General features: G+C 70.8%; 18 protein-coding genes and 1 pseudogene. 9 read left to right on the top strand and 10 right to left on the bottom strand.

Translation table 11 applies throughout. The features are described from left to right. Window positions 1-199: 199 nt before the first annotated feature. Together AB0I04_RS29000 and AB0I04_RS28995 are read right to left on the bottom strand one after the other, a co-directional pair. Window positions 200-1699, bottom strand: coding sequence for an MFS transporter (locus tag AB0I04_RS29000; RefSeq protein WP_360891088.1), 1500 nt, complete (start codon window positions 1697-1699; stop codon window positions 200-202). 151 nt (window positions 1700-1850) lie between these two features. After that, window positions 1851-2555, bottom strand: a complete 705-nt coding sequence (locus tag AB0I04_RS28995; protein WP_360891085.1) for an NAD(P)H-binding protein — start codon at window positions 2553-2555, stop codon at window positions 1851-1853. 124 nt (window positions 2556-2679) lie between these two features. Between AB0I04_RS28995 and AB0I04_RS28990 the strand changes: the two genes are divergently transcribed. From AB0I04_RS28990 to AB0I04_RS28980, 3 genes are all read left to right on the top strand, one after another. Further along, window positions 2680-3408 (top strand): TetR/AcrR family transcriptional regulator, encoded by a 729-nt coding sequence (locus AB0I04_RS28990; RefSeq protein WP_360891082.1) that lies wholly within the window; start codon window positions 2680-2682, stop codon window positions 3406-3408. Window positions 3409-3512: 104 nt separating this feature from the next. Then, window positions 3513-3674, top strand: a complete 162-nt coding sequence (locus AB0I04_RS28985) for a hypothetical protein (RefSeq protein ID WP_360891079.1) — start codon at window positions 3513-3515, stop codon at window positions 3672-3674. A 53-nt stretch (window positions 3675-3727) separates the two neighbouring features. Further along, entirely contained in the window at window positions 3728-4189 is a 462-nt protein-coding gene (locus tag AB0I04_RS28980) for a GNAT family N-acetyltransferase (protein WP_360891076.1), read from the top strand. 40 nt (window positions 4190-4229) lie between these two features. On the opposite strand, the gene AB0I04_RS28975 is transcribed toward AB0I04_RS28980, so the two are convergent. Continuing rightward, window positions 4230-4580 (bottom strand): hypothetical protein, encoded by a 351-nt coding sequence (locus tag AB0I04_RS28975; protein ID WP_360891073.1) that lies wholly within the window; start codon window positions 4578-4580, stop codon window positions 4230-4232. 117 nt (window positions 4581-4697) lie between these two features. On the opposite strand from AB0I04_RS28975, the gene AB0I04_RS28970 reads away from it, so the two are divergent. From AB0I04_RS28970 to AB0I04_RS28960, 3 genes are read left to right on the top strand one after another with little or no spacing between them, the layout of a single operon-like run. Beyond that, complete coding sequence (locus tag AB0I04_RS28970; RefSeq protein WP_360891071.1) at window positions 4698-5636, top strand: MerR family transcriptional regulator; 939 nt, start codon at window positions 4698-4700, stop codon at window positions 5634-5636. Window positions 5637-5689: 53 nt separating this feature from the next. After that, window positions 5690-6256: a GNAT family N-acetyltransferase gene (locus AB0I04_RS28965; protein WP_360891068.1), complete on the top strand. Its 567-nt coding sequence runs from the start codon at window positions 5690-5692 to the stop codon at window positions 6254-6256. Next, window positions 6249-6437 carry a hypothetical protein gene (locus AB0I04_RS28960; protein ID WP_360891065.1) on the top strand — a complete coding sequence of 63 codons (189 nt, stop codon included), beginning with the start codon at window positions 6249-6251 and terminating at the stop codon, window positions 6435-6437. The genes AB0I04_RS28965 and AB0I04_RS28960 overlap by 8 nt, the downstream gene beginning before the upstream one ends. Here AB0I04_RS28960 and AB0I04_RS28955 read toward each other — a convergent pair whose 3' ends face one another. The 5 genes from AB0I04_RS28955 to AB0I04_RS28935 all read right to left on the bottom strand — a co-directional run bounded on the left by AB0I04_RS28955 (window position 6438) and on the right by AB0I04_RS28935 (window position 18085). Next, a complete protein-coding gene (locus tag AB0I04_RS28955) occupies window positions 6438-7208 on the bottom strand; it encodes a GNAT family N-acetyltransferase (protein WP_360891062.1) in 771 nt (256 codons plus the stop codon). It lies immediately after the preceding gene. A 382-nt stretch (window positions 7209-7590) separates the two neighbouring features. Then, window positions 7591-10260 (bottom strand): family 78 glycoside hydrolase catalytic domain, encoded by a 2670-nt coding sequence (locus AB0I04_RS28950; protein ID WP_360891059.1) that lies wholly within the window; start codon window positions 10258-10260, stop codon window positions 7591-7593. Between the two features lie 163 nt (window positions 10261-10423). After that, on the bottom strand, window positions 10424-13528 hold the full coding sequence (locus AB0I04_RS28945; RefSeq protein WP_360891056.1) for a family 78 glycoside hydrolase catalytic domain: 3105 nt from the start codon (window positions 13526-13528) through the stop codon (window positions 10424-10426). A gap of 43 nt (window positions 13529-13571) precedes the next feature. Beyond that, the gene (locus AB0I04_RS28940; RefSeq protein WP_360891053.1) at window positions 13572-16073 is read right to left on the bottom strand and encodes a beta-L-arabinofuranosidase domain-containing protein; all 2502 of its coding nucleotides are present in this window, start codon (window positions 16071-16073) and stop codon (window positions 13572-13574) included. Beyond that, the gene (locus tag AB0I04_RS28935) at window positions 16070-18085 is read right to left on the bottom strand and encodes an alpha-L-rhamnosidase C-terminal domain-containing protein (RefSeq protein WP_360891050.1); all 2016 of its coding nucleotides are present in this window, start codon (window positions 18083-18085) and stop codon (window positions 16070-16072) included. Before AB0I04_RS28935 ends, AB0I04_RS28940 begins: the two co-directional genes overlap by 4 nt. 161 nt (window positions 18086-18246) lie before the next feature. Between AB0I04_RS28935 and AB0I04_RS28930 the strand changes: the two are divergent. The 3 genes and pseudogenes from AB0I04_RS28930 to AB0I04_RS28920 all read left to right on the top strand — a co-directional run. Then, window positions 18247-18375, top strand: a pseudogene (locus tag AB0I04_RS28930) (IS607 family transposase); the annotation flags it as partial. Continuing rightward, on the top strand, window positions 18372-18566 hold the full coding sequence (locus AB0I04_RS28925) for a helix-turn-helix domain-containing protein (protein ID WP_360891047.1): 195 nt from the start codon (window positions 18372-18374) through the stop codon (window positions 18564-18566). The pseudogene AB0I04_RS28930 and the gene AB0I04_RS28925, both read left to right, overlap by 4 nt. A 117-nt stretch (window positions 18567-18683) precedes the next feature. Then, window positions 18684-19589 (top strand): RNA-guided endonuclease TnpB family protein, encoded by a 906-nt coding sequence (locus tag AB0I04_RS28920; protein WP_360891044.1) that lies wholly within the window; start codon window positions 18684-18686, stop codon window positions 19587-19589. Between the two features lie 347 nt (window positions 19590-19936). On the opposite strand, the gene AB0I04_RS28915 is transcribed toward AB0I04_RS28920, so the two are convergent. Together AB0I04_RS28915 and AB0I04_RS28910 are read right to left on the bottom strand one after the other, a co-directional pair. Beyond that, window positions 19937-22927, bottom strand: a complete 2991-nt coding sequence (locus AB0I04_RS28915) for a glycosyl hydrolase (protein ID WP_360891041.1) — start codon at window positions 22925-22927, stop codon at window positions 19937-19939. A 108-nt stretch (window positions 22928-23035) separates the two neighbouring features. Beyond that, complete coding sequence (locus AB0I04_RS28910; protein ID WP_360891038.1) at window positions 23036-26971, bottom strand: family 78 glycoside hydrolase catalytic domain; 3936 nt, start codon at window positions 26969-26971, stop codon at window positions 23036-23038. Window positions 26972-26985: the final 14 nt, after the last annotated feature.

Below are 26985 nucleotides of genomic sequence, written 5' to 3'. Positions count from 1 at the left end.
ACACAAAGCGGCCCCGAACGCGAAACGAGCAGGTTCGCAGATTCCTACAGGTCCAACGTCGTGAAACCCGTAAGGGATGGCGGCTCAGGGGGCGTTCGCCGTACGGGTTCGCGGGCGCTCTCAACGGTTGCACCTTCAGGCCACCGCTGCCGGGGCCGGCACCGATGCGAGGCTGCGCGTAGGCATCGGCTGGATGTGATCAGTCGGCGGGGGCGGCTGCCGGAGTCTTTGGTTGCATGGTGGCTGCGGCCTGGGCGATTTCGGTGCGCCGGATGAGGAGGAGCCCGATGGGGACGGCGGTCAGGCCGACGAGCCCGCAGACCCACAGTGCCGAGTGGAATCCGCCGGTGAGCGCGTCCGCGACAGCGTGGCCGTGGCCGAGCAGGTGACGGGAGCGCGTGGCCGCGACGGTTGACGCGACGGCTATGCCGATCGCCCCGCCGAGCTGCTGGGACGAGTCGATGAGGCCGGAGGCGATACCCGCGTCCCGCTCGGTGACGCCGGCCAGGGCCCCGATCGATACCGGGATGAACACCCAGGTGACGGTGCCGGTCAGGAAGAACGGGCCGAGCAGGTCCGCCACGAAGTTCCCGTGGACGGGCACCTGGGTCGCCCACAAGATCCCGGCCCCGGTCAGGGTCAGCCCGGCGGCCATCACCAGCTTGGCCGACACCCGGGTGACGAGCGCCTGCGCCAGCCCGGCGAACAGTACCCCGGTCACGCCGACGACCAGCCAGGCCAGGCCGGTCGTCATCGCGGAATATCGCAGGACCTGCTGCATGTACAGGGTGCCGACGAAGATGTACCCGTAGAAGCTGACCCCGAGCAGAAAGCCGACCGCATTGGACCCGGCCAGGGTCTTCAGCCGGAACAGCCGCAGCGGCAGCAGCGGCGCCTCCGCCCTGGCCTCGATGACCAGGAACGCGGCCAGCAGGACCGCCGCCGCCGCGAGCAGGCCCAGGGTCCGGGCGGCCGTCCACCCGACGATCGGCGCCTGCGAGATCGCGTAGACAAGGATCACCAGGGCACCGGTCACGGTGATAGCGCCGAGCGGGTCGTAGCGGCGGCGGGCTCCGTCCAGCCTGCTTTCGGGCACCACCCGCCTGGCCAGCAACAGCGCGGCACCGCCGACGACGACGTTGAGGTAGAAGATGTACGGCCAGCCCGCGTACCGGGTGAGGGCACCGCCGGCCAGCACACCAACAGTCGCGCCGCTGGCGCCGATGGCGCCCCACAGGCCGAGCGCCTTGTTGCGCTCGGCGCCCTCGGGGAAGATGTTCATCACAGTCGACAGCGCCGCGGGCAGCACCAGCGCGGCACCCAGGCCCTGAGCACCACGCATGACGACCAGGAACATGCCGCCGGTGGCCAGCGCGCAGGCCAGCGACGCCGCGGTGAACAGCGCCAGCCCGGCCATGAACATGCGCCTGCGGCCGAGCAGGTCGGCGGCCCGGCCGCCGAGCAGCAGGAACCCGCCGAAGGTGAGCGCGTACGCGGTCACCACCCACTGCAGGTCGGACTCGGCGAAGTGCAGCTTGGTGCCGATCGTCGGCAGCGCGACGTTGACGATCAGCAGATCGACCGCGGTCATGAAGTAAGCCAGGGCAAGCAGCGAAAACGCCCGCCACCGGCGGACTTCGCCGGGTGCTGCAGCATTCCCATCGCCGGTGTCGTACCTGGCGGCTGAGGCGTTACTCATTGCGGCCACCTGGGGTGGCTGGTCCTGCCGGGACCTTATCTGGCGGATCCGTCCTGTTCAGCACGGCGATTCCCTTCGAGAGCGGGTGCGGGCCGGAGGGCCCAGTGATTCGAGTGACAGGTGTCGCGTCCGCGGGTACCGCGGGTGGTGCTCAGTAGCCCACCGTGAACCGGCGCTGGACGAAGCGGGGCAGCTCCGCTTCGTCGATCACTGCGATGGCCGCGTCCTCGGCGGAGATGCGGCTGCGTCCGTCAGCGTCCATGACCGGCTGATGGTTGTCGCCGATGCGGAAACGGCCGGTGCGCTGCCCAGGCTCGGTCTCCACGGCGGGACTGAGGTAGGTCCACAGCCGGTTGGAGGTACGCAGCAGGTTCAGCGCGTCCCCGTGGCCGCGCATCGCGGCGGCGTACTCCTTGGGTAGCCCGAACTGCTCCAGCGCCGCGTGCAGGAGCTCGTCGGAGTCGGTGAACACCAGCCCGGGTTCGGCTTCCAGGCTCGCGGCTCCGCCGATCACGATGAGCCGCAGCCCGGGTCGGCTGTTCAACGCGGTCAGCAGCGCGGTGGCGGCCTGGGCGTAGAGGGTGGGGTCGGCGATGGACAACTCGATGCTGTCGGCCAGGTCCTTGGCGGCGTTACCGGGCCCGAATCCGCTGATCAGCACGTCCAGGCCGGGCAGGATCTGAGCGATGGCCGCGGCGTCCAGGACGTCGAGGCTCTGCCAGGTGAGGTTCTCCCGGCCGTCCTCGATGTGCGACGCGTCGCGGCTGAACGCGGTGACCCGGTGTCCGCGGCTGAGTGCTTCGGTGACGACCCGGCTGCCGATGGTGCCGGTGGCCCCGATGACTCCGATCTGCATGGTTCTCCCTGCTCGCACACGAATTTGTGGTTGACGCCGTCCCCGTGGGTGACGCCATGAGGAAACTATACGGCGTGAAGTTAAGATACGGCAACATGCAAGGTGACGCTGTAGACTCAGGTGCATGGCAGGCGGAAGAAGTAACGGGGCAACCACCGGACGGCGCGAGCGCCTACGAGCCGAAACGACCGCAGAGATCAAGACCGTGGCACTGGAACTCATGGCCTCGGGCGGACCCGACGCCATCACCCTGCGGGCCATCGCCCGCGAGATGGGCATGACCGCCAACGCCATCTACGGCTACTTCGCCACCCGCGACGACCTGGTCACCACACTCATCAACGACGTGTGCACCGCCCTGGCCGACGCCGTCGATTCCGCCTGGCAAGCCACCACGGCCGAAGACCCGGCTACCCGGATCCGGGCCTGGGCGTGCGCCTTCCGGAACTGGTCGCAGGTCAACCCCCAAGGCTTCCGGCTCATCTTCGGCGACCCCGTACCCGGCTACCACCCGCCCGAAGGCGGCCTCGCCCCGGACGCCATCCGCCGCATCTGCCTAGGGCTCACAGCGATGGCGGCGGCCGCCTGGCCCCACGCCGAACACCTCTACCAAGACAGCGACTTCGAATGGGCCGACTTCGACTCCGGCCTCGTCAATGAGATACGCCCCGCGTTCCCGGACCTGCCACCCGCCGCCGTCGCCCTCGCCCTGCGCATCCGCGGACATCTCCACGGCTTTGTGTCACTAGAGGTCTACGGGCACATGCAGGGCCAGACCCACAGCCCCGACAAGCTCTTCCACGAAGAACTCACCCAGCTCCTACGCGCCCTGGCCCTCCCCCCACGCATCTGACGGGCTTGCGCCTATCGGCCCGGTCGAGAGGCCGACCGACGAGGCGGTGTGTCCGGACCCTACCTGGGTAGTTTCTCCGTTCGTTCAGGGTGGGCGGCCGCGACGTGCCTCATCGCGGTCCGCTGGTGATTCGCGGCGCCGGCTTCGTCGGCCAGCCGATGTGGATCATCAACCTGCAGATGGAAGGGTCCTCGGGATCCCCCGGCCCGACCGCCGACACCTACTACCGGGCGCGCAACCTCTACGTCGGCCGGACCCGAGCCTGAGGCTCACCGCCCTTCTCAGGGGATGGAGGCAGGCACCTGCGATGATTCCTGTCATGCACGCACGGATCACACCGGCCGAGATGACCGACATCCAGCAGGTCCTTGTTGATCATCACCGGTACTGGGGAGAACGTGACCTTCGGCACCAGCACCTTCTGACGCTGGTGCGCGAGTTCGGTGAAACGTGCCTTGTCGCCCGAGCCGAGGATGAAATCCACGGGTATGTCATCGGGTTCGTCACACCAGCTGGTACCGGGTATGTACACCTCATCGCTACTCGAGACGACACCCGCGGCACCGGCCTCGGGCGCCGCCTGTATACGGCGTTCGCCGACGCCGCGTATCGCCAAGGCGCACGGCGATTGAAGGCGATCACGTCACCCGGAAACACCACCTCGATCGCATTCCATCGCAGCCTCGGCTTCGACGCGGAGGTCGTCGACGACTACAGCGGCCCCGGCCAAGCCAGAGTCGTCTTCCACCGCGTTCTGCCGCTCGACCCGGCGCAGCCCTGACCAGCCAGCCGTCCCCTCACCTGCAATCGCCCCCAGGTCGTTAGACGTCGCGAGTCCTCAGCAGATACGTGTGCAACTCGTCGGCGGTCGTTTCGTCGAACCGCGCCAGGGCCACGTCGAGGAATCGCAGTTGGTCAATGTCGCCGTTCGCCACGCAGACCTGGCCGTCAGCCCATCGCCACAGCGGGCGCCCGCCCGTGTCCGGAGCCGGTGACCATTTGGGGAGCGCGGGCAGGGCGGCTTGGGTCCGTTGCCGGCGTTGCAGGCTCGTCCAGGCGGCGGCCGGATACCTGCGAATCAGGAAGTCGAGTTGCAGGAGTTCCCTCGCTTCCGACGGCGATCGTTTCGCCAACGAGTCGACCAGTTCCCGCAGCGCCGGTAGAGAGCGCATGAGCCGTTCCTCGGGGGTCATCGTCACATCCCCTTTCGCCGGACCGGAACGAGACGGCGACGCTCGGCGGGCGGATGGGCTTGAGTCTCCCGTAGAGGGAGACGCCAAGGTGGGGGCATGGACGGCGACACTCTCTACTCGATCGGCGAGCTGGCCCGGCGGACCGGTCTGACGGTCAAGACCATTCGGTTCTACTCCGATCGTGGAATCGTGGCGCCGGTGGACCGTAGCCCGGCCGGCTACCGCCTCTACGACATTGACGCCGTCGCGCGGCTGGAGCTTGTGCGGACGCTGCGGGACCTGGGGCTGGATCTGCCCACGATCCGCAGGGTCGTGGACCGGGAGCTCTCGCTTCCCGAGGTCGCCGCAGCGCACGCCGAAGCCCTGGCCGTACAGATCCGCGTCCTGCGCCTCCGGCATGCGGTGCTGACGGCGGTGGCCGAGCGGGCGCTCACTGCTGAGGAGACGGATCTCATGCATAAGCTGGCCCAGCTCTCCGAGGACGAACGCCAACGTCTGATCGGCGATTTCCTCGATGCTGTTTTCGGCGGTCTCGGCGCCGACTCCGCGTTCGCTGGGGTCAGGCGCTCGATGACACCCGAGATACCCGACAACCCCGAGACGCAACAGATCCAGGCATGGGTGCAGTGGGCCGAACTCGCCCTGGACCCGGACTTCCGCGCCAGCGTGCGGCGGATGGCCGAGGACCACGCGGCCGAACAGGCACAAGGCGACACCATGCGCTTGCGCCGCGATTTTGCCGCAGTCGTCCGTGACCAGGCCGGCCCCGCTCTGGCGGCGGGTATCACCCCGGCCTCTCACCAGGCCGATCCGATCGTTGCGGCGCTCGCGGCTCACTATGCCCACGTCCTCGGCCGCCCCGACGACGCCGAGCTGCGCCGCCTGCTGCTGCTCCGGCTGGACAGCGTGACCGACCCGCGCTGGGATCGGCACTTCCAACTGCTCGCAGTGATCAACGGCTGGCCCGCTCCAGAGAGCCTGGCACCGGCGTTCGACTGGGCCGCCGAGGCCGTACGCGTCCGAATGGACCGGTAGTGGGCCGGTGGCCGTCGGCAGTGGAGCAGAACGCTGCCGCATACGATCGGCCGGTGAACGACACCGTCACCCTGCATGCGGGCGCGACGCCGTCCGCTCCCGCCCTCGTCCTTCGCCCCTGGTGCACGGAGGACGTCGCCGACCTCGTCGACGCGTACCGGGATCCCGCACTACGCCACTGGACCAGGTCGGCCGTGGAGAACGAGGCCGATGCGATGCGGTGGGTACGGCGCCAGGAGCGAGGCTGGGCAGCAGGGGACCGGTTCGGATTCGCGGTCCTTGAAATGCGACCTGATGCGATTCGCGGGCCGTTGGTGGGCCATGCGGTCCTCAAGGAAGTGGCCTCCGGCAAACCGTCGGCCGAGGTGGGCTACTGGACCACGGCCCATGCCCGCGGGCGGGGTGTGGCACCGCGCGCGTTGGAGGCTCTCACCGGCTGGGCCTTCGACGCCATGGGGAGCGACGGGCTGGAGCGTCTGGAACTCCTGCATCAGGTGGACAACCCGGCCTCGTGCCGCGTCGCGCACAAGAGCCGGTACACCCTCGACACGGTCCTGCCCGCAGCGCCGCCCTCCTTTCCTCGCGAGGGTCATCTGCACATACGGCGCAGTAATGCCTGATCTCGTCTGGACTACGTCGATCGCGACGGGCAGCGGCGCGGTCATCGCCCTCACCGGCGCCCTTCTGAACGACCACCTGCGCGACCGCCGCGAGACCCGGCACAGCCGCCAGAGCCGGACCCGCGATCTGTACGCCGAGTTCATCGTGGCGGCCGGCATCTGCCTCAGCATCGCGCCCTGACTACACTGCCGCTGCTTCGAGCGACATGTACCGGCGAGTGCCTCGCGGCCGGTAGCCGATGCGTTCATAGACACGTCGGGATCCCTCTCCCGAGTACTCCAGCCACACCGACCGCGCTCCCCTGACGAACATGGCCTCGGTCAACGCCGCCGTGACCGCGGCGGCGATGCCGCGGCCGCGGAAGGCGGGCCGGGTGCCGACGCCCGCCAGTTCCGCCGTTCCGACGGCGGGCGCGGAGCAGGTCGCCCCGCCGGCGCAGCCGCCATCGGGGGCGCGGACGAAACGGACGGCTCCGCCGTTCTCCTGGGTGCGGCGAAGTCGGGCTGCGCCTTCCGGAGACGGATCGAACTCGCCGCTGAACGCCTCCGACAAGGCGGCGTCGATCGCGGCGTAGTCCTCGTCCGAGCATGGGCTCTCCACGAGAGGGATGCCCGCACCGTCATTTCGCGGCACCGTCAGCGTTTCCGGGGTGCAGACCAGGTATTCGTGCACCGCCTCAGTGGCGAAGCCGGCCGTACGCAGCGCGGGTTCTACCGCGGGCGCGGCGTCGGGCGCGAACTCGAGCCGGGGTTTGAGACGTCGCGTACGGAACGCCCTGATCAGTGCGGCGACGTCCTGACGGGTCGGCTCGGCGCCGGGCAGCGGCGTCGCGTAGTTGACGTACGGGCTGGTGGTGCCGGGGTCGAAGCCCGCGACGAAGCCACCCGTCTCAACGACGACGGGGCGGCGGCGCAGGTTGGCGACGGCGAAACTCTGGACGTTGATGTCCACGGTGGTGTCGACCTCACGTAGCTGGTGGAGCGCTCGCCCCGCCGTACCGAGCAGGGGGGTGAGCAGCGCATGCGAACGGTGCGTCAGGCACCGGATCGTGGGCCGCCGTGGGATGGCGTGGCACTGATGCCGCGAGAAGAGCAGACCGGCTCAGTGCCGACGGCGGCCGCTGAGGGACGCCGGGATCAATGGCTTCAGTCCTTTGCCGTGTGTACGCATTCCGTGAAGCGCGGTAACCCTCTCACGACGGCTGAGAACGACGCAACGGAGCAGGTCCGGCGGTGCCTGGACATGAACGGCCGATGCGTCGAGGTCGCTCGTGGGCCTAAGACCGCCCGCCCCTCGCGTATGGAGAGGCGGGCGGTCTGCCGTCAGGCCGAGCTCAGCTCTGGGTACTGAAGGTGACGCGGCCGGAGCCGGCCTCGTAGACCGTGTGGCCGTCGCGTACGCCCAGGGACTGGGCGTCGCCGGTCGACCGGACCTCGCCGGTGGTGGGCAGGTCGATCTCGGCCTTCACGTTGACGGGAACGTCGACGGACAGCGTCATGTGGCCGCCGGTCTTGTGCCAGGACACCCGGACGTCGCCACGCTGGGTGGGGACCGTGCCGGATGCCGAGGTGAGGCCGGACGCCGGCGGGCGTACGCGGATCTGGGCCGCGCCCGGGGCGGTGACCGTCACGCCGAGCAGCGTCTGCTGGACGTCGATCACCGGGGACGCGCCCCAGCCGTGCGACAGGCTGTCGCCGGTCTCCGGTGCCTCCCATGACTCCCACGTGAACGTGCCGCCCGAGGCGAGGATCTTCGCCCAGCCGATGCTGTTCGGGTCGGTGAGGCGGGTGACGAAGGCGTCCGGGCGGGCGGCCAGGGCGGTCATCAGCCAGTGGACGGTCATCGGGCTCATCTGCAGGCCGAGGCTCGCCATGTAGTCGACCACCGCGGCATCCGAAGTGAGCCCGTACGCGACCGCGAAGGCGTTGGCGAGCTGGGAGGCGTGGGTGCTCTGTGTGCCGTCGGCCTCCAGACCGTCGATGTAGACGCCGTCCGCGCGGCGCAGCTTGTGGTTGATCGCACTCCTCAGACCGGCGGCGTCGCGCTGGAACCCGCTCGGGTCCTTGCCGAGGGTCTGGGCGGCGCGGGCGGTGGCGTTCAGGACGTCGACCGCGAGGATGTTGACGGCGGTCCGGGCCACGGTGTCGGTGTCGTAGCCGTAGCGGTTCGGCCAGTCGATGATGCCGTACTGGTACGCGCCGGACCCTCCGGCGAGCTTGGTGACCAGGCCGGTGGAGGGGTCGATGTAGCGGCGGACGTAGTCGGCGACGGCCGTCATGACCGGGTACGCATCGTTCAGGGTGGCGGCGTCGCCGGACTGCAGGTAGTACTCCCACACCCAGCCCGGGAACATCTCGGTGTAGTCCGGGATGTCGCGCTTGCCGTCGCCGTTCGGGTAGACGGCGTTGAGCCGGCCGTCCGGCCAGTAGCGTGCCTGGGAGGCGATGAACTCGTGGATCGCCTTGCGGGTGAGGCGGCGTTCGCCCCAGCCGGACATGGTGGCCAGGGACACGTCGACGGAGTCGCCGAGGAACTGGCCCTTCTCCCGGGTCGGCGTGTCGAGGAACTGCTCCTGCGAGTCGTACAGCGCCGACCGCTGCATCAGGTCGTACGCGGCGTCGACGCCGGAGTTCGACGTACGCAGCCGAGCCCGGGACGGCACGTCGGTGTACTGGACGATCGCGCTGATGTCGTCCGCGGCGACATCGGCGTTGATCTGCAGGTAGCGGAAGCCTTCGTAGGTGTAGTAGCGGACCGTCTGGTCGCCGGCCCGCTCGGTGTACCGGTAGGTCAGGTCGGTGGTCTGGTTGTCGTGCTTGGAGTTGGAGACCGTCCCGTCGCCGGCCAGCAGGTAGCCGGCGGTCATCGTCACCGCCGTGTCCTTGACGCCGTCCCGGAACCGGATGACCGGCACGGCCGGGATGATTTTGCCGAAGTCGGCGACGACCCCGCCAGCGACCTTGGTGACCTTGACCGGGTGCACCGTCTCATAGGCGAGCCCGGACTCCTGGCCCTGGAGGTGGGTGAAGACACCCGCCGGGTGGGCGCCGACCACCTGCGGCGCGGTCCAGGACGCGTCGTCGAAGCCGGGCCGGTCCCAGCCGAGCGGTTCGGCGGTGCCGTCGATGTCCTCGATGTAGTCGCGGCCGTCGCCGTTGCGGTACGACGTGGTCTTCCACTGCGCGCGGGCGACCTTCCAGGAACCGTCGGTGACGACGACCTGGCGGGTGCCGTCGGCGTGGTCGACGACGACGCGCATCAGCAGGCCCGGTTCGCCCGACGGGCGTCCCTGGCCGGGGCCGTACCAGTGGTAGAGCGCGCCGACGGCGGCCGTCCCGCCCGGCTTGAGCAGGCGGGTGACGTCGACCGCCCTGTAGTAACCCTCGCCGGGGTAGGAGAACGCCGCGCCCCGGTCGACGAGCCGCCCGTTGACGTGCAGGTCGTACTGCTGGCTCGCGGCGACGTAGACGCGGGCGCGGACGACCGGGCTGCGGCCGACCGCGAACTCTTTGCGGGCGTAGGTGTAGTCGTCCTTCTCCCCCGTCGTGCGGCGGATCCAGTTCGCCTGCCAGTCGGCGTCCGCGAGGCCGGTGTCGAAGGCGGCCGGCCTGGCCCACGGCGACGTCCTGCCCGCGCGGTCCCAGGTGCGGACGGTCCAGGTGTACGACGCGCCGTGCGGGAGGTCGGTCGGGCCGGGGACGTACGACTGCTGAGAGGACGCGACCTTTTCGCTGTCCCAGACGACGCGGCGGCCGCCGGAGATCCTGATCTGGTACGCGGTCTGGACCTCGCCCGGGTCGACGTCGCGGGGCAGCCAGCCGAAAGCCGGACGGCCCTCGACGTTCAGCGGCCGGGTCTGGTCGCCGATGGTCAGGCCCGATGGCGCGAGGGGGGCGTGGTCCACCCCCGCCCACGCCGGGGCGGTCCCCGGCGCGCTCAGCGCGGCCAGCAGTGTGGCCGCGGCTCCAGCGGCCGTCAAGGCCGCGGGGAGACGGTTCCTCATTCTGACTCCTTCCCTGAACTGAGATCACGGCCGGGTCGGCCGCCGTGCTCTTCCGCTTGGCGCCGTGCTCTCCCGCCCGGCGCCGCGCGATTCCGTCGGGTACCGCGCGATTCCGTCCGGTACCGCGCGCTTCCGCGCCCGGTGAGGCGGGAGCACGCGCGGGTCACTTCGACCGGAACGTCCACGTTCCGGAGCCGACCTGGCGCACCTCGCCGGAGCCGGGGACGTCGGCGGTGCTGCCCGGCGGCACGGTGACCGTCAGCCGGATGCCGTCGTCCGTCTTGGTCCAGGACGTACGGGCCTCGCCGTACGGGGTGCGGTAGGTGGCCGAAGCCCGGGTCAGGTCGCCGACGACGGCCGGGGCGATGAGGAGCTTGCGGTAGCCGACCGAGCCGGGGGCCTGCTGGATGCCGGCGAGCCGCCCGGTGAACCACGAGTCGATCGAGCCGAGCATGAAGTGGTCCTGCGACTGGCCGCTGCCGCCGTCCCAGCCCTCGCCGAGCGTGGTGTTGCCGTGTACGACCTGGTAGCCGTAGCTGGGGCTGTCGGTCTGCGTGGCGATCTTGTAGATGACGTCGTCGGGCAGTACGCGGAACGCGCTGGGCAGCGAGATCTCGCCGAGCTGCAGGTGGTACCCGGCCACGGTGACGCTGCCGACCAGGTGGTCGAGCAGGCGCTGCCGCTGGTCGGCCGGGACGGCGCCCATGTCGAGGGCGAGCGCCTCGGCGCCCTGGCCGCCGCCGGCGAACGTACCGCTCGCGGCGTCGTAGTACTTGTCGGACAGGGCCTTCGCGCTGGCGTCCGCCTTGGCCCGGTACGCCGCCGCCTCGTCCTTCTTCCCGAGCGCCCCGGCGATCTTGGACATGGTGTCGAGGACCCGCCAGTAGCCGTACGTCCCGGAGACGAACTTCGGGAACGTCCGGTCCGGCGTGATCCAGTCGCCCAGGCTGTAGTCGGTGAGCCCGTTCACCGCCCGGGCCTCCAGGTAGGAGGCGTACTTCTGCATCGCCGGGTAGTAGGCGCGCATGGTCTCGGCGTCGCCGTAGGTGAGGTACAGGTCCCACGGCACGACGACGAACGCGCCGCCCCAGTTCGGGTCGTCGCGGTACGCCCCGGCCAGCACCGTGTAGTCCGGCACCGTCGACGGGATCAGGCCGGTGTCGGTCTGTGCCTCGGCCATGTCCCGGACGACCTTGCGGAGCTGGGCCGCCATGTCGTAGTTGAACGCCAGGCCGCCGAAGACGAGGTGGTCCTGTTCGAGCCAGCCGAGCTTCTCCCGGCTCGGGCAGTCGGTGAGGATGCTCTGCATGTTGTTCTCGATCGCCCGGCGGATCAGGGTGTGGATACCGTCGAGGAGGTCGTTGGACGAGGAGAAGGAACCGGCCGAGGGGTTGTCGGCGTGCAGCGCCAGACCGCGGACGGAGACGGTCGCGCCGGCGGGCACACCGCGGACCTCGACGTAGCGGAGGGCGTGGTAGGCGAAGTGCGGGTGCCAGGTCTCGGCGCCGTCGGTCCGCGTCGTGTACTGGTCCCAGATCGGTGCGCCGACGTTGCTGGTCAGCTGGTAGGCGCGGCCGTTGCCCAGGCTCTCGGCCGGGTACATGCGCACCGTCGTCCCGGCGGGGGCCGTGACGGTCAGCTCGGGCCAGCCGGCGATGTTCCGGCCGAGGTCGAAGACCTGATAGCCGTCGCCGGAGCCGACCTGGGTCGCCTGGAGGGTGTCCTGGACGCGGACCGGCTCCTCGATGCGGCCCGTCAGCCTGCCGCCGGGGCCGGGAACGGCGATCGGCTGCTGCCAGCCCGGCCGTTTCGCGCCGGGACGGTCCCAGCCGGGCGGCTCACGGCGGGCGTCGAAGTCCTCCCCGCCGTACCAGTTGGAGAAGGTGGTGCCGCCAAGGGTGGTCTGCCAGTCGGCGCCGCTGACGACGCGGCGCACGCTGCCGTCGGCGAGGGTGACCTCGAGCTGGGCGATCAGCTCCGGGTCGCTCTGGGTCCCGCCGAACTTGCGGTACCGGTCGGCGGTGGAGATGACGTTGGCGGTGCCGTTGCCGAGCCGGACCCCGATCGAGTTCCGCCCGGGCCGCAGCAGCCGCGTCACGTCGTACGTCGCGTACGGGACCTGGTCGGTGACGTCGGTGTTGCCCGGTTCGAGCACGGCGTCCCCGAGCCTGCGGCCGTTCAGCCCGGCCTCGTAGACGCCGACGCCGCTGACGTACAGGCGGGCGGAGCGGATCCTGGAGGGCAGCGCGAAGTCCTTGGCGAAGATCGGCATCGCCTCCGGGACCGGTGACGCCGGGGGCTCCTGGCCGGCGACGGTCTTAAGGCTCGTGAACGGCCCGGCGGCGTCGTCGCCCGTCGAGACGGAGTAGTCGACGGGCGCGTACGGGACCTTGTCGCCGGCCGCCGGGACGTCGGTGCGCGGGAACAGCAGCACCTGGTCGAACGTCTTCGCGGACTTCAGGTCGACGGTGAGCGTGATCGGCTTGGCGGAGACGTCGTCGGAGGGGTACGCGGAGCTGGACCAGCCGGCGAGCTCCTGGTTCGTCGTCTCGGTCCCGTCGGTCAGGTACCGCGGGAGCCACTTGTGGTTGACCTGGTTGCCGGTGTCGGAGCTGGTGACCGTCGTGTTCGCGGCCAGGTTCGTCCCGGAGGAGTCGCGGACCTCGAGCTCGGCGAGCTGCAGCCTCCAGGCCTTGTCCGGAAGGTTCTCCACGAGCGGCAGGCCGAGCCTCGTCACGTTGAGCCGGACGTACCGGGCGGTCGTCTCGGGCAGCTTCACCACGATCGGGGTCGGCTGCTTCTCCTTGAACCGCCAGTCCGGGTGGGTGATCCACTGGCCGGACCAGTCGGACGCCGACGTCAGGCCGGTCTCGAACCAGGCCGGTTCGCTCCACTCCGACGCGCCGCCCGAGCCGGTCCACACGCGCACCCGCCAGTAGACGCGGGTACGGCTGCCGAGCGCCTTCCCGGCGTAGTCGACGCGCTGGCCGGCCGAGGCGACCCGGCCGGTGTCCCACAGATCGGGCCGGCCGAACCCGTCCGGGCTCGTCGCGGCCTGGATCTGATACGCCGTCTGCGCGACGTCGCGCCCCGAGGCCAGGCGCCAGGTCAGCGGCGGGGTCGTGTCCTCGATGCCGAGCGGTTCGGTGAGGTCGGCGGCGCGCAGGCCGATCACGCCGGGGCGTTCACCGGCGTGCGCGGGCACGGCGGTGCCGAACACCACCGCCAGCGCGGCAGCCGAGGCGGCGAACCGTCGCAGCGTGCTCATGCGGCCTCCTTCGTCAAGGAAGCGGCCGTGCCGATCCGCTCGCTCATGCGTTCCGTCCTTGGGCGTGCAGGGCCGCGACGTCGGCGGCGGTGAGGGCGTGGTTGTAGACGCGGAAGTCGTCGACCTGGCCGTGCAGGTAGGGGTGGGTGGGGTTCTGGGAGCGGCCGAGGTAGTTCTGGGTGGTCGCGCCGAGCAGCAGCGGGCTCATCACGAGCGCGTCGTTGCGGCCGGACTCGGCGCCGTCGACGTACAGCACGCCCTTGCCGTCGGCGATGGTCACCGCGACGTGGCTCCAGGTGCCCGCCGGGATCGGGCCGGCGGCGTCGATGAAGTCCTCCCCGTCCATTCCGGCGATCTTCATGGCGAAACGCGCCTTGCCCGTGCCGGTCCGTACGGCGAGGAACAGGTAGGTCATCTTGTGGAAGCCCAGGTCGAAGACGCGGGCGGAGTTGGCGAGCTCCTCCGGCCGTACCCAGGCCGCGATGGTCAGGGCGTCGAGCCCGCTGATCAGCCCGGGTGGCAGGGCGACGTGGCCGTCCTTGCCGTCGAGCGCGACCGCGCCGTCGCCGGTCCAGGTCGCGCCGCCGGCGAGCGTCGCGGCGGGCCAGGTCCGGGTGGCGTCCGCCGCCGTCGTGCCGCTGCCCTCCCCGAACGAGTAGCGGGCGATCAGGCGCGGCCGGGACCGGTCCGGTGGGGTCGCCCAGTACACCGTGTACCGCTGGTGCTGGATCTCCGAGAACGGCATGAGCGTCACGTCGGTGCCGTCCGCCGTCGCGGTGAAGCGCAGGGAGTCCTCGGCGGCACGCACGGAGCGCGGTTCGATCGCCGGGATCGTCTTCAGCTGCTGGGCGCCGTACCCGCCGGCCAGCACGACCGGGCCGTAGCTGACCGCCTGGACCTTCGGGTTGTCGGGTGCCTTCCGCCAGGTCAGCGCCATGGGCAGGGTGACCTCGACGATGTCGCCGTCGAGCCAGCGCCGCTCGATCGTCAGGTACGTGCCGGGCCGGGGCCGGCCCGCCTCGTGGCCGTTGATCCGGACCCGGGGGTGCCGGGTCCAGCCGGGGATGCGGATCTTCATGGTGAACCGCGCGTCGCCGCGCACGGTCAGCCGGGTCGTGTCCTCCTGCGGGTAGCGGGTCTCCTGGCGGACGTGGATCCCGCGCTCGGCCCAGGTCACCTCCGAGGGGATGAACAGGTTGACGTACAGCGTGCCGCCGGTGTGGAAGTAGATGGAGTCGGCGAACTTCGTGTGCGTCTCCATGCCCGTGCCGTGGTCGCACGAGAAGTTGGTGTAGTCGCTGCTGTAGCTGCCCGGGTCGGCGCCGAGACCGCCCTTGACCTGCCGCTGCGTGCCCGGCCACAGGCCGGTGTAGTACGTGCAGAACCCGTGCGCGGAGTCCGGGTCCTGCTCGCCGAGCAGCTGGTTGTACAGGGTCCACTCGTAGTAGTCCATGTACGCCGGGCTCGGGCGGTGGAAGAACAGCAGCCGCGACAGCTTGAGCATGTTGTAGCTGTTGCAGTTCTCGCAGGTGTTCTCGCCGAGCTGGGAGATGATCTGGTCCGGCGGGCAGAACATCTCCGCGTTGCTGTTGCCGCCGATGACGTAGGTGTGGTGGCGGACGACCGTCTCCCAGAAGTACGCCGCGATGTCGAGGTAGCGCGGGTCCCCAGTGGCCTCGTACTCCCGCACCGCGCCGACGATCTTGGGGATCTGGGTGTTGGCGTGCAGGCCGGCCAGCTGGTCCTGCCGGTCGGCGAGCGGGCCGTAGACGGCCTCGTGGTCGAAGCGGCGGGCGGTGCGCAGGTGCGCGGGGTCGCGGGTCTGCAGGTAGAGGGCGGCGAGCACGTCGTTCATGCCGCCGAACTCCACGTTCAACAGCGACTGCATCTGCTCGCTCGTCAGCTTCGAGGTGCGCGCGTCGGCCCAGGCGGCCATGCCGAGCAGCACGTCGAGGGCCTGGCGGTTCCCGCTGAGCTGGTACTGGTCGAGCAGCCCCGCCATGATCTTGTGGAGGGTGTAGTACGGCGCCCACGGATGGCCGCCCGCCTCGAGCTGGTCGAAAACCTTTTCCTCGAAGGCCGACAGATATCCGGTCGTGTAGCCCGCTCCCGGCCCCGCGGCCTGGCACTTGGCGAGCTCGCCGACGATGTACCGGGCCTTGGCGGCGTAGGCGTCGTCGCCGGTGTTCGCGTGCGCCTGGGCGAGGGCGGACAGCAGGTGCCCGGTGGAGTGGCCGCGCAGCTGGACGTTCGGGGCCTCCCAGCCGCCGCAGGGCTGCGCCGCCGACGGCAGTCCGACGGTGAGCCGGAAGGTGTGCAGCAGCCGGTCCGGGTCGACGAACGTCAGGTAGGAGCAGGTCCGCGCCATGTTGTCGCGGAACCTGCTGTCGAGGAGGGTGACGCCGCGCAGCGGAAACGGCGCGACGGCCGGGCCCCCGCCGGTCGCGGCGACGGCGGCCCGCCCCGGCAGGTCCAGCAGGCCGGCGGCGGCCACCGCGCCGCCCGCGACGCCGAGGAACCCGCGCCGGCTGAACGGTGTGCTCATCGCTCCCCCACTCGCTCGCTCGTGATCGTGTAGTGGCCCGCGCGCAGGCCCTCGAGGTAGACGTAGTCGCCGTCGGCGTGCGCGCCGTACGCCGTGGCCCGCGTGCCGGTCCAGGCGAGCCGCCCGTTGACGAAGACCCGGACCTTGCCGCCGAACGTCGGCACGCCGGCCCGGCCGGTCGTGCCGCGCGGCGCGGTCAGCCGCGCCCGGAACGCTCCGTGGTCGACGCGCCAGGAGGCGTCGACCGGCCCGTACTCGGTGGTGATGCGGCCCTCGGTAAAGGTCAGGTCCGCCGGGTGCGGGACGAAGTGGAAGGTGCGCCCGCCCGGCGAGTCGGGTGCGACGCCGAGGACGTAGAAGCTCAGCGCGGGCGTCGGGCCGGTCGCCCAGCCGTGCGCGAGGCTGACGTACGTGCTGCAGAACACGCACGACTCCCCCGCCCGGTAGGACTCCCAGAAGGTGCTCTGGGTGCCGTGCGGGCTGGTCAGCATGTAGCCCCACTGGCGGCGGATCAGGTCCACGCCCGCCTGGTCGGCGGCCTGGCCGCCCGCCGCGAAGTGCGCGTTGACCTCCATGGACCCGGAGAAGACGCCGGGGTTGCCCTTGTTCTCTGGCGCGGTGGAGCCGACGTCGTTCCAGTTGCCCTTGAGCACCGCGCTGATCCGCTGGGCCTTGTCCTGACCGGCCAGGCCGTACCAGACCGCGAGGGCGTTGCCGTCCTGCGGGTGGATGGTCGAGGTCGGGTAGAACTTGTACGCCCCGGCGGCGTCGTCCCAGAAGTTCGCGTCGATGGCGGTGCGCAGCGCGGCCGCCCGGCTCGCGTACGACGCGGCGAGGGCCGTGTCACCGCGTACGGTGGCCAGCTCGGAGCCGGTGCTGAGCACCCGCCACAGCAGGACGTTGGCGATGAGGTTCTCGCCCTTGGCGAGGATGCGCACCGAGTCGCCGGTGCCGGTGATGGACAGCAGCCCGTTGGCGTCGACCTTCGCGGTGCTGTAGTCGACGCCGTGCTTGTAGGCGTCCCACACGCTCGCCAGCCACGCCGTGTCGCCGGTGTAGCGGTAGTAGTCGTAGCTCGCCGACAGGGTCCACAGGTGGTAGGTGTCGGAGCCGTACTTGTTCATCATCGGCCCGGAGTACGGCAGCTCGCCGGTGTCCTTCTGGTGCTGGTACACCGTGGTGAGCGCGTTGCGCGCCGACACCGTGTCGCCGAAGGCGGCGTACGCGGCGGGGATCTCGATGCCCAGGTCGCCGGGCCACACGGTCCGGTCGCGCTTGGCGCCGTCCACGAGGATCGTGTCGCCCACGCCGACGTCGCCCGTGTTGTCCCACAGCGCCGCGGGCGGCTCCCAGACCCTGCCCGTTTTGGGATCGATCGTGTTGAGCTGCATCGTGTACGCGCCCGCGTACCAGATGCGGTTGAGCAGCGGGTCGCTGGAGTAGAAGTGGTTCGCGTAGTCGGCCGGGTGCTTCATGGTCGGCGCGGCCGTGAAGTGCAGGGACGCGCGGTCGAGGTCGACGCTGCCGGCGGAGTCCAGGAAGACGGTCAGGTAGCGGAAGCCGCCGCGCAGGTACTGGGCGGGCATCGTGTAGGTGGTCGCGCCGTTCACGTCGGCGTACAGGACGCCGTCGCGGCTGCGCGGGCCGCCGGTGGAGGTGTCGGAGTTGGTCCCGACGTAGTCCGGGGACTCGTTGAACGCCAGGCCGACCCGCTGCGCACCGTCCGAGGCGGCGAAGTGCAGCGTGACGAGGCCACTGACGTCCTTACCGAAGTCGAGCGTGACGTACGAGCCGGCGCCGGTCAGGCGGGTGCGCCGGCCCTTGAGCACGGCGGACGGGTCGGTCACGGTGCCGTTCGTGTTGTAGATGGCGACGGGTCGTACGGTCCGGGTCCGTGGCGAGAGGTTGTAGGCGTCCCACGGCCGGGCCGCGTGCCGGGACGGGGACGGCGCGGGACCCGCGGTGGCGGGCGGTACGGACAGGACCGGCGCGACGAGGGCGGCCAGTCCCATCGCGGTGAGAGGAAGACGGTGACGTCGCTTCCTGGAGCTATGAATTGATGCGCCATTCATCAGGATTCCTCGGTTTCTCTCTGTCATGATTTCCGTATGCGACTCAGTGACGGGGCGCGCATTCAGGGCGTTCATTACCAAACAGCTGGAAATGGGCGCATGTTGACGACGACCTGGTGCGCGGCATGACCGACGTACTCACCTCGTTCTGCGCCCGCCTGTTCGGCGTGCGTGCGGCCGGCGACGGTGGGCAGAAGGCGATCGCCGCCGCCCGGGAGAGTGAGACGTGAGTCACAAGCAAGGTTTCCGGATCGAACTTGCTCCCACCCAGGAGCAGGCCGCATTGATGGGCCGTCATGCGGGCCTGTCGCGGGTGGTGGAGAACTTTTGCCTGGAGATCGTCCAGAAGAAAAAGGCTCAGCAGGAAGCCGAGAAGACCTACGGTATCTCCCAGGACCGGCTCACCAAGGTCCCTTGGTGAGCCCCAGCGCTGGAGAAGGAATGGCGCGCCGCCCACCCGGAGCGCTACCCGTGGTTTTCCGAAGCCAGGCTGTCCTCTCGTGTCCCGAAGGAGGCCTGCCGGGTACGGGCCGCCGGGTTGAAGAACTACTTCGACTCTAAGAACGGCAAGCGCAAGGGCGCACGGGTCGGCTGGCCGAAGTGGCGCAAGCGCAAGCACGGCTCCCGTTTCCGCTACGACGCCGACCGCGCCAGGCCGCTGGATGCCCGCACCGTGTGCCTGCCGGCCATCGGAAACGTCCAGACCCGGGAAGACATGTCGTGGCTCACCGACCGCATGAGCATCGGTGAGGCGCGGATACTCGGTGCCACCATTCGTGGGCAGGCTGGGCGCTGGTGGATCTCCTTCCAGATCGAGGTGGATCGCGAGGAGATCAACAAACGGAACGCGGCGGATGCCAGCGCGCCCGCGTGCGGCATCGATCTGGGCCTGAAGACATTCGCCGTCGTCAAGAACAGCGATGGCACCACCGAGGAGATCCATGCGCCCAAGCCGCTCAAGGCTGCTCAGCGGGCCCTCAAGCGCGCCAGCCGCAAGCTGTCTCGCAGTAAGGAGAACTCCGCCAACCGGGCCAAGGCCAAACACCGTGTCGGCCGCCTGCACCTGCGGGTGGCCGATCGGCGCCGGGACTTCCTGCACAAGACCACCACCAGGCTGACGAGAACCAAGTCGGCCATCGCCGTGGAGACCCTGAACATCAAGGGCATGGTCAAAAACCGCAGGCTGGCCCGCGCCATCTCCGATGCCGGGCTCGGCGAGTTCATCCGCCAGCTTGACTACAAGGCCGACTGGTACGGCTCTCGTATCTGGAAGGCCGACCGCTGGTTCCCGTCCTCCAAGACGTGCGGGGACTGCGACCGGATCAACCGTGCCCTGGCCCTGGCTGAGCGCACGTGGGTGGGCCCCGGCTGTGGCGTCGTACACGACAGAGACCAAAACGCGGCAGGCAACCTGCTCGCAGCGTTCCTCCATGACCAAGCCTGATAGCGGAACCCTCGCCGGGAAGTTCCCCGGAGAGGAAAAACGCCTTGTGGAGACCATGTAAGACCTCACCTTTCCGGGTTGGCAGCGGTCGATGAAGCAGGAAGAGCCTCGGCGAGAGAACCGCTGAGATTCACGCAACGGCTCATGCGATCTCTCAGGGGGCGTGCGGAAACGAGGGTTCGGGGCCGGACCGGGCGCGAGGAGACGGAGGATCCCCGCGACCGGCCCGGCCGGTCAGGGGGCGGAGGTGGCGGTGCAGTCGGCGCCGCGGGCGGCGGGCCGGGTGCTGCCGCTCAGGCAGTCGAGGAGTGTCGTTCTCATGGAGTGCCTCGTCTCTGTCGGGGGCGTCATCCGGCGATCGCCGCCTGCACGTACGGCACGAGGCGCACGGGGCCGATCAGTCCGTACGCCTGGCGGGGCGCGCCGCCGTAGACCGAGGGGTCGGACACGCGCAGCCGGTTGTTCAGGGTCGTCGCGACCTCGACCTCGATCGTGTTGGTGCCGCGCCGCAGGTACGGCCCGGCGTCGACGACCGGATCGATCTGGTCGACCGCCGGCAGGCGCCGTCCGTTGACCGTGACCCGGCAGGTGTCGAACACCTGGCCCAGCTGCAGGTACGCGCCATGCGCACGCGTCCAGGAGGCGGGCAGGTCGACCGTCGTGGTGTACCGGCCGATGCCCGAGACATCCGCGAGCTCCGGGATGTCGGGCCAGGCCTTGAGCGCGTCGAGCGTCAGCCGGTGGGTGACCGTGGCCGTCTCGCTGGCGGACGCGCCCGGCTCCCGGCTCTCGACCTCGAGTTGCCAGGTCCCCGGGGTGATCGGCGCGGGGACGTCCGCGACCGTCGTCCGTACGATCCGGCCGGTGGACAGCGTCGTGGCGTACGTCCCGGCCACCGTCGCGCGGATCACCAGGTCGCCGTCGGCGAAGCGCGCCTCGGCGGCCTCGGTGTTCGTGACGTGCGCCCGGCCGCCGCCGGAGCCGAACCGGCCCGGCCGGGCCAGCGCGACGACGGTCGCCTGACCCGGCTGGAGGGCCACGCGGACGGTGACCCGGTCACCGTCCTCGGCGTAGGTCGCGATCCGCTCGGCCGAACCGGTCCACGGGTCGAGCGCGTACGGCACCGCGTCCTCGACCGTGCGGGTGAACGACACGGCGTGGTCGATCGCGGCCACCGGCGGCTTCACCGTCTCGGCGTGCCTCCCGTTGCACAGGTAGTAGTAGTCGACGCCGTCGTCGTGGCGGTGGGCGTTCAGCAGCGTGGAGCTCTGCGCGTACGTCACGTCCGGCGCGACGCCGAGGTCGGCGAGCGCGGCCGGGACGTTCGCCTTGTCGCCGACGACCCGGACATTCGGCTCCTTGACCAGGTCGGCGACGACGGCACGAAGCCGGCCGTTCTCGGCGTCCGAACCGAGGCCCGGCACGGTCGGCGCGGACCAGTCGCCGAGCAGCACGATCGGCAGCCCCGCCTTGGCGTACCGCAGCAGCCGCGCGGCGGCGAACACCGTCAGCGTGCACTCCGAGCCCGCGAAGAAGTCGCCCTCGACGAAGATCGCCTTGTAGCGCGGCCCGTCCGGGGCGAGCCGCCCGCCGGAGACGGTGGCGTTCGGCAGCGCCAGCAGCGGCTCGCTGAGGAACTGGTGGGTCCAGCCGAGCGGGACGCCGCTCGCGGTGAACCAGGACGCCCCGATCCCGGTCGCCGTGTATCCGGTCTGCCGGAAGATCGCTACGTCGGCGCGGGCCGTGCCGGACTGCAGCACCTGGTGGACGCGGCTCAGGTAGCCGGAGATGTCCTCGGCGTGCTCCCAGGTGGGCTGGCGCGGACCCCAGGACTCGCTGTAGCCGATGGTGCCGTTGTACGGCGTGAAGGCCGCGAAGCCGGGCCACTTCACGCCCGGCGCGGTGGCGTAGGAGAAGCCGTGGATGACCGCGCGGTTCAGCCCGGCGGCGTACGCCCCGCCGACCGTCAGCAGGAAACGCTTCCACGTCGTGTTGTAGGCGCCCCCGTTGTACGCGCCGATCTCCCCGGACAGCACGGTCGTCCCGGCCATGTCCCGGCCGCCCGCGAGGCAGCGCCAGTCGTCGAGGTTCTTGAACCCGATCGACTCGCCCTCGGGAACGTCGAGGATCGCCGCGGAGGCGATCGCGTCGGTCTGCAGGCCGTACGGCTGGGCGCGCAGGTCCAGGCCGATCGAGTGCGCCCACTTCTTCAGCGCGGTGACGTGGTGCTCGTTGAACAGCTGGGACACGACGTCCCAGAAGTCGTGGCGGACGTGCCGGGTCGGCGCGGCCTCGTAGGCGAAGACCTGGTTGCCGCTCTTCTGGACGATCGCCGGCAGGTACGGCGCCAGCGCGTAGCCCTTGCGCCGGGCGAACTCCGCGGGCAGGTCCGGCGTCCACTGCAGCGCCTTGGTCTCGATCTCGATGGAGTCCTCGAACAGCGTGGCGCCCGCCCGGCGGATCAGACGCCGCACGTCCTGGGTGAGGATGTGGGACTCCCAGTAGTCGGTCACCGCCCGGGTGCCGGCCGCGCTGAAGTGGTCGACGACGTACGCCGCCGGGCTCGTGTGCGGGCCGGACTCGGGGGTCTGACCGGAACCGCGCTCCCAGTGGGCGATGACCACCCAGGAGCCGTCGGACGGAGCCGTCCAGCTCAGCCGCCCGTCGGCGATCCTGCCGGTCAGGTCCTGCACGGACGCGAGGTCCAGACCGGTCTCCTTGCGCGTGGAGTTGGCGGCGTCGACGCGTGCGGCCTGCACGAGCAGGAGCTTCTGAGCGGTCACCGTCGCGGCGGGCGCGATCGCGGGCGCGGGCACCGGGCCGTCGTACGTCGCGCCGGCGGCGACGGTCGCCGAGCCGTACGCCAGTTCCTTGACCGCCGCCGGGCCGTCCGGCGTGATGGTCGGGACGGCGGCGGGCCAGGCCGGGCCGATCGTCAGGTCGATCGTGACGCCGCGCCGGCGGGCCTGGTCGAGCGCGGCCTCGACGGCGTCGACCCACGCGGGGCTCCCCCAGCCGTGGCCGGCGGCGTCCAGCACCGACTTGTCGGCGATGCTGTGGTGCACGGCGGCGATCTCCGCGCCGCCGAAGCCGGCGTCGGCGATCTGGTCGACCTCGCGCCGGATCTCGGCGGGGTCGACGTTGCCGTCAGGCCACCACCAGCGGAACTTCGGCGCCACGGACACGTCGGGCCGGGTGAACCGCCCGGCCGTCCCGGCACGGGCGACGGCCCCGAATGGCGTGGCCGAGACGACCGCCGCTCCCGCCGCGGCCGTCCCGGCCGTCAACAGGAAGCCGCGGCGCGTGAAGCCCGCTGCGCCCACATCGCTGACTGACATCGTTCCTCGCATTCAGGGGACCCGGCGGGGAGGGCGACGCCACCTGGGCGGACGCCGCCCTCCCCACCGGCGACCGGCGGGTGCCGGCCGTGGTTCTTACGGGAGACCTCAGGAGGAGTAGCCCTCCAGCTCGATCACCCGGCTGTACTTGTGATCGTTGGAATCAAGGACGACGACCCGCAACGCGGACGCCTGCACCGGGTCGACCGTCCGCTCGACGACGCCGGCGGTGTTCCCGCGCACGGTCGCGAGCGTCCGCCAGGTGCCGTCGACCCGCGCCTCGAGGTCGAAGTCCCGGATCCCGGATTTCGCCGCGGACGATTTGCTGCTGTTCAGCGTGAAGACGCGCACCCGGCCGAGCGTGACCGGTGCGTCCCAGGTGGCGGTGAGCGTGTCGGGCCACTCGGCGGCGGTGTCGTCGTTCCAGCCGCCGACGCCGTTCAGCCAGGCCTCCGAGTCCGTGCCGCCGTCGTTGGTCCAGGCCGGGTCGGAGCCGCTGTGGGTGCTCGAGGCCGACATGGTCGCGAGGCGGACGAGGTTCCCGGTCACCGCGACCGGCGCGGACGCGCTGTCGTCGCCGGCCGTGAGCGTCACCGTCCCCGACGTGGCCCCCGCGTCCTCCTGTTTCAGCGCGACCGGGATCTCGGCCGAGCCGTGCGCCGGGACGCGTACCGGCGTGCCGGGCACCGTCGCCGCGAAGCCGGACGAGGCCGTGGCGCGCGGCCGTACGGTGACCGCGTCGTCCTCCAGGTTGGTCACCCGGAACCGCGCGGACGCCGGGTGGCCGGCCACGACCGGGACGTTCACGCCGAAGGGCGGCTCGACGGCGAGCTGCGTCCGGTCCGGGGCGACCGCGGACGCGGTCGTCACCGTGAACGACCAGTGCCCGGAGCCGACCTCGTAGACGCCGTAGCCGTTCTGCGCGCCAAGCGACGTGGCGCCGGCGGGCGCGGCCACCCGGTCGCCGCCGAGCAGCGGCACCTGGACGCGCGCCGGGGCGCCCGCCGGGACGGTCACGTCGAGCCGCAGCGTGCGGCCGTCGCGCCGCCAGGAGCTGGCGACCTCGCCGCGCGGCGTCTCGTACGTGCCGCTCGCTCGGGTAAGGTCCCCGACGACCGCCGGGCGGATCACCAGGTTCGTGTAGCCCGCGCCGCCGTCGGCCTGCCGGATGCCGGCCAGGCCGGCGTTGAACCACTCGTCGATCGCGCCGAGCATGAAGTGGTCCTGGGAGCCGTAGCCGGTCGGGCCGTCCCAGTACTCCGTCAGCGTGGTCGCGCCGTGCACGACCTGGTAGCCGTAGCTCGGCGCGGTGACCTGCTGCGCGACCTTGAGCAGTACGTCGTCCCGGCCCGCCGCCGACAGCACCCGGAACACCGAGGGCAGCGCGATCTCCCCGACAGTGAGGTGGTAGCCCTTCGCCTCGATGCCCTTGACGAGGTGGTCGGTGACGGCCTGCCGCTGGTCGGCGGGCACCACGCCCATGTCCAGGGCGAACGCGTCGCTCGCCTGGCTGCCCGAGCCGTACGTGCCGTCCTTGAGGTACTTGGCGTTGAACGCCGCACCGATCTTCTGCGCCGCGCTCTCGTACCCGGAGGCGTCCTCGCCGAGCAGCTTGGCGATCTTCGCGAGGGCGACGGCGTCGCGGTAGTAGCCGTAGCTCGCCGCGAGCCCGACGGGAGTGGAGGAGTCGGTGGTGGCCCAGTCGCCGTAGCCGTAGTCGAGCAGGTTCCCGCTCGCCTTCGACGTCAGGTAGTCGAAGTACTTCCGCATGGCCGGGAAGTAGGTGCGCAGCGTCCCGGCGTCGCCGTACGACTGGTAGTGCTGCCAGGCCGAGAGGATGATCGCGCTGCCCCAGTTCGGGTCGTCGCGGGCCGCGCCGCTGAAGACGACGTACTCGGGCGCGATGTCGGGCACGTGCCCGTCGGGCAGCTGCGCCTCGGCGACGTTCTGGAGGAAGTCGCGGTAGTACGCCTCGACGTCGAAGTCACGGGCGACCGAGCCCTGCACCAGGTGCGTCTGCTCCAGCCAGCCGAGCTTCTCCCGGTCCGGGCAGTCGGTGAGGATGCTGAACATGTTGCCGGCGATCGACGCCTCGACGATCTGGTGGATGTCGTTCAGTAGCAGGTCGGAGCTGGCGAACGTGCCGGCCGTCGCGTTGCCGGCCCGCAGCACGATCGCCTCGGCCGTGTCCTTGTCCGGCGCCGACGGCAGGCCGGTCACCTGGAGGTACCGGAAGCCGTGGTAGACGAACCGCGGACGCCAGGTCTCGTCGCCGTTCCCGGCGAAGGTGTAGTGGTCCTCGACCGGCGGCTGCCGGCTGCCACCGGCGATCATGGTGCCCTGGTCGACGAGGCCGTCGTCGCCGAGCCGTTCCCCTGGTGTGACGGTGATGGTCGTGCCGCGCGGGCCGCTGACGTGCAGGACCGGCCAGCCGGAGACGTTCTTGCCGAGGTCGAAGACGTACGTCCCGGACTTCGGCCGGGTGATCCGTACGGTGTGCTCCCGGCCGACCGGGACGATCGGCGGGGACATCCGCGCCGCGACGGCGATGCCCGGGTCGGCGGTCTCCGCGGCGGTCTTCCAGCCGCTCAGGTCCGCGCCGGGCCGGTCCCAGCCGGGCTGGTCGCGCCGCGCGTCCTCGTCCTCGCCGCCGTACCACTGTGAGAACGTCGTCGGGCCCAGGTCGGTGCGCCAGGAGCCGTCGGTGGCGATCCGTTGCGTCGTGCCGTCCTTGAGCGTGACCTCGAGCTGGGCGAGTAGCCGCGGCGGGCCCTGCGCGCCGACGTACTTGGTGTACCGGTCGGCGGTCGGCGCGACGTTGTAGGTGCCGTTGCCGAGCCGGACGCCGATGGCGTTGCCGCCCTTGCGCAGCAGCTTCGTGACGTCGTACGTGGAGTAGACGACGCGCTTGCGGTAGTCGGTGTTCGGCGGCTCGAGCACCGCGTCACTGACCGGGCGGCCGTTTACCGTGGCGTCGTAGATGCCGAGCGCGGTGACGTAGAGGCGGGCGGAGCGCACGCTCTTCGCCAGGTCGAACTGCCGGGCCAACAGCGGCAGCGGCGGGAAGGTCGTGTGGTACGCGGGCGGCGGCTCCTGGCCGGTGACCGTCGCGGCGGTGGCGAGGTTCGCGGCGTCGTTCCCGGTCTGCACGGTGAAGTCGACGGGGAAGTTCGGGGTCTTCTCGTCGTCGGTCATCACGTCGGTGCGCGGGTAGAGCACGACCTGGTCGAAGTGCCGGCTCTGCCCGAGGTCCAGCTGCAGCCAGATGTGGTGGCCGGGATCCTGGGACTTGTACGAGGGGCTGGTGTAGCCGTACGGCGCCTGTTCGCTGGTGAGCGACCCGTCGGTGACGTACGCCGGCTGCCACTTGCCCGGGTAGTTGCCGATCTCGGAGGCGGTGACGGCGGCGCCCTTGGCCAGGTCATCGTCCGGGTGCGCGGAGTCGGCGACGACGATCTCGGCGAGCTGCAGCCGGGAGACGAGCGAGCTCCCCTCGGTGATGGGCAGCCCGAGCTTCGTCACGTCGACCCGGACATAGCGGGCGTCCTGCGCCGGGACCTTGACCGTGACCGGCTCTGGTTTCCGGTTCACCCACCGGTCGTCGCCGATCCACTTGGCCGACCAGTCCGTCTTGGCCAGCAGGCCCATCTCCCACCAGGCGGTGCGGCTCCACGACGACGCGCGGCCCGCGCCGTCCCAGACGCGCACGCGCCACCACACCCGCCGTCGGGACGTCAGCGCCGCGCCCTTGTAGACCGCGCTCACGCCCGTGGCGGCTACCTTGCCGGAGTCCCACAGGTCGGGGTGGTCCAGCCGGTCCGGGGCGGTGGCGGCCTGCACCTGGTAGGCGGCCTGGGCCTCGTTCCGGCCGGTCGCCGTGGGCTTCCAGCTCAGCGTCGGCGTCGTGTCGTCGATGCCGAGTGCCGTGTCGAGCGCGTCGGTGCGCAGCCCGGCGACGCCGAGCGGCCCGGTGTCCGCGTGGGCGGGCAAGCCCGGCGTCAGGGCCAGCGCGACCGCGGTCGCGCAGGCCGGGATGAACCTCATAGGGGCTCCTCGTT

The organism is Actinoallomurus sp. NPDC050550 (genome assembly GCF_040655075.1).
GTDB lineage: Bacteria > Actinomycetota > Actinomycetes > Streptosporangiales > Streptosporangiaceae > Actinoallomurus.
The sequence above is the reverse complement of the archived record's forward strand: the minus strand, read 5'-3'. Positions and strand labels throughout refer to the sequence as shown.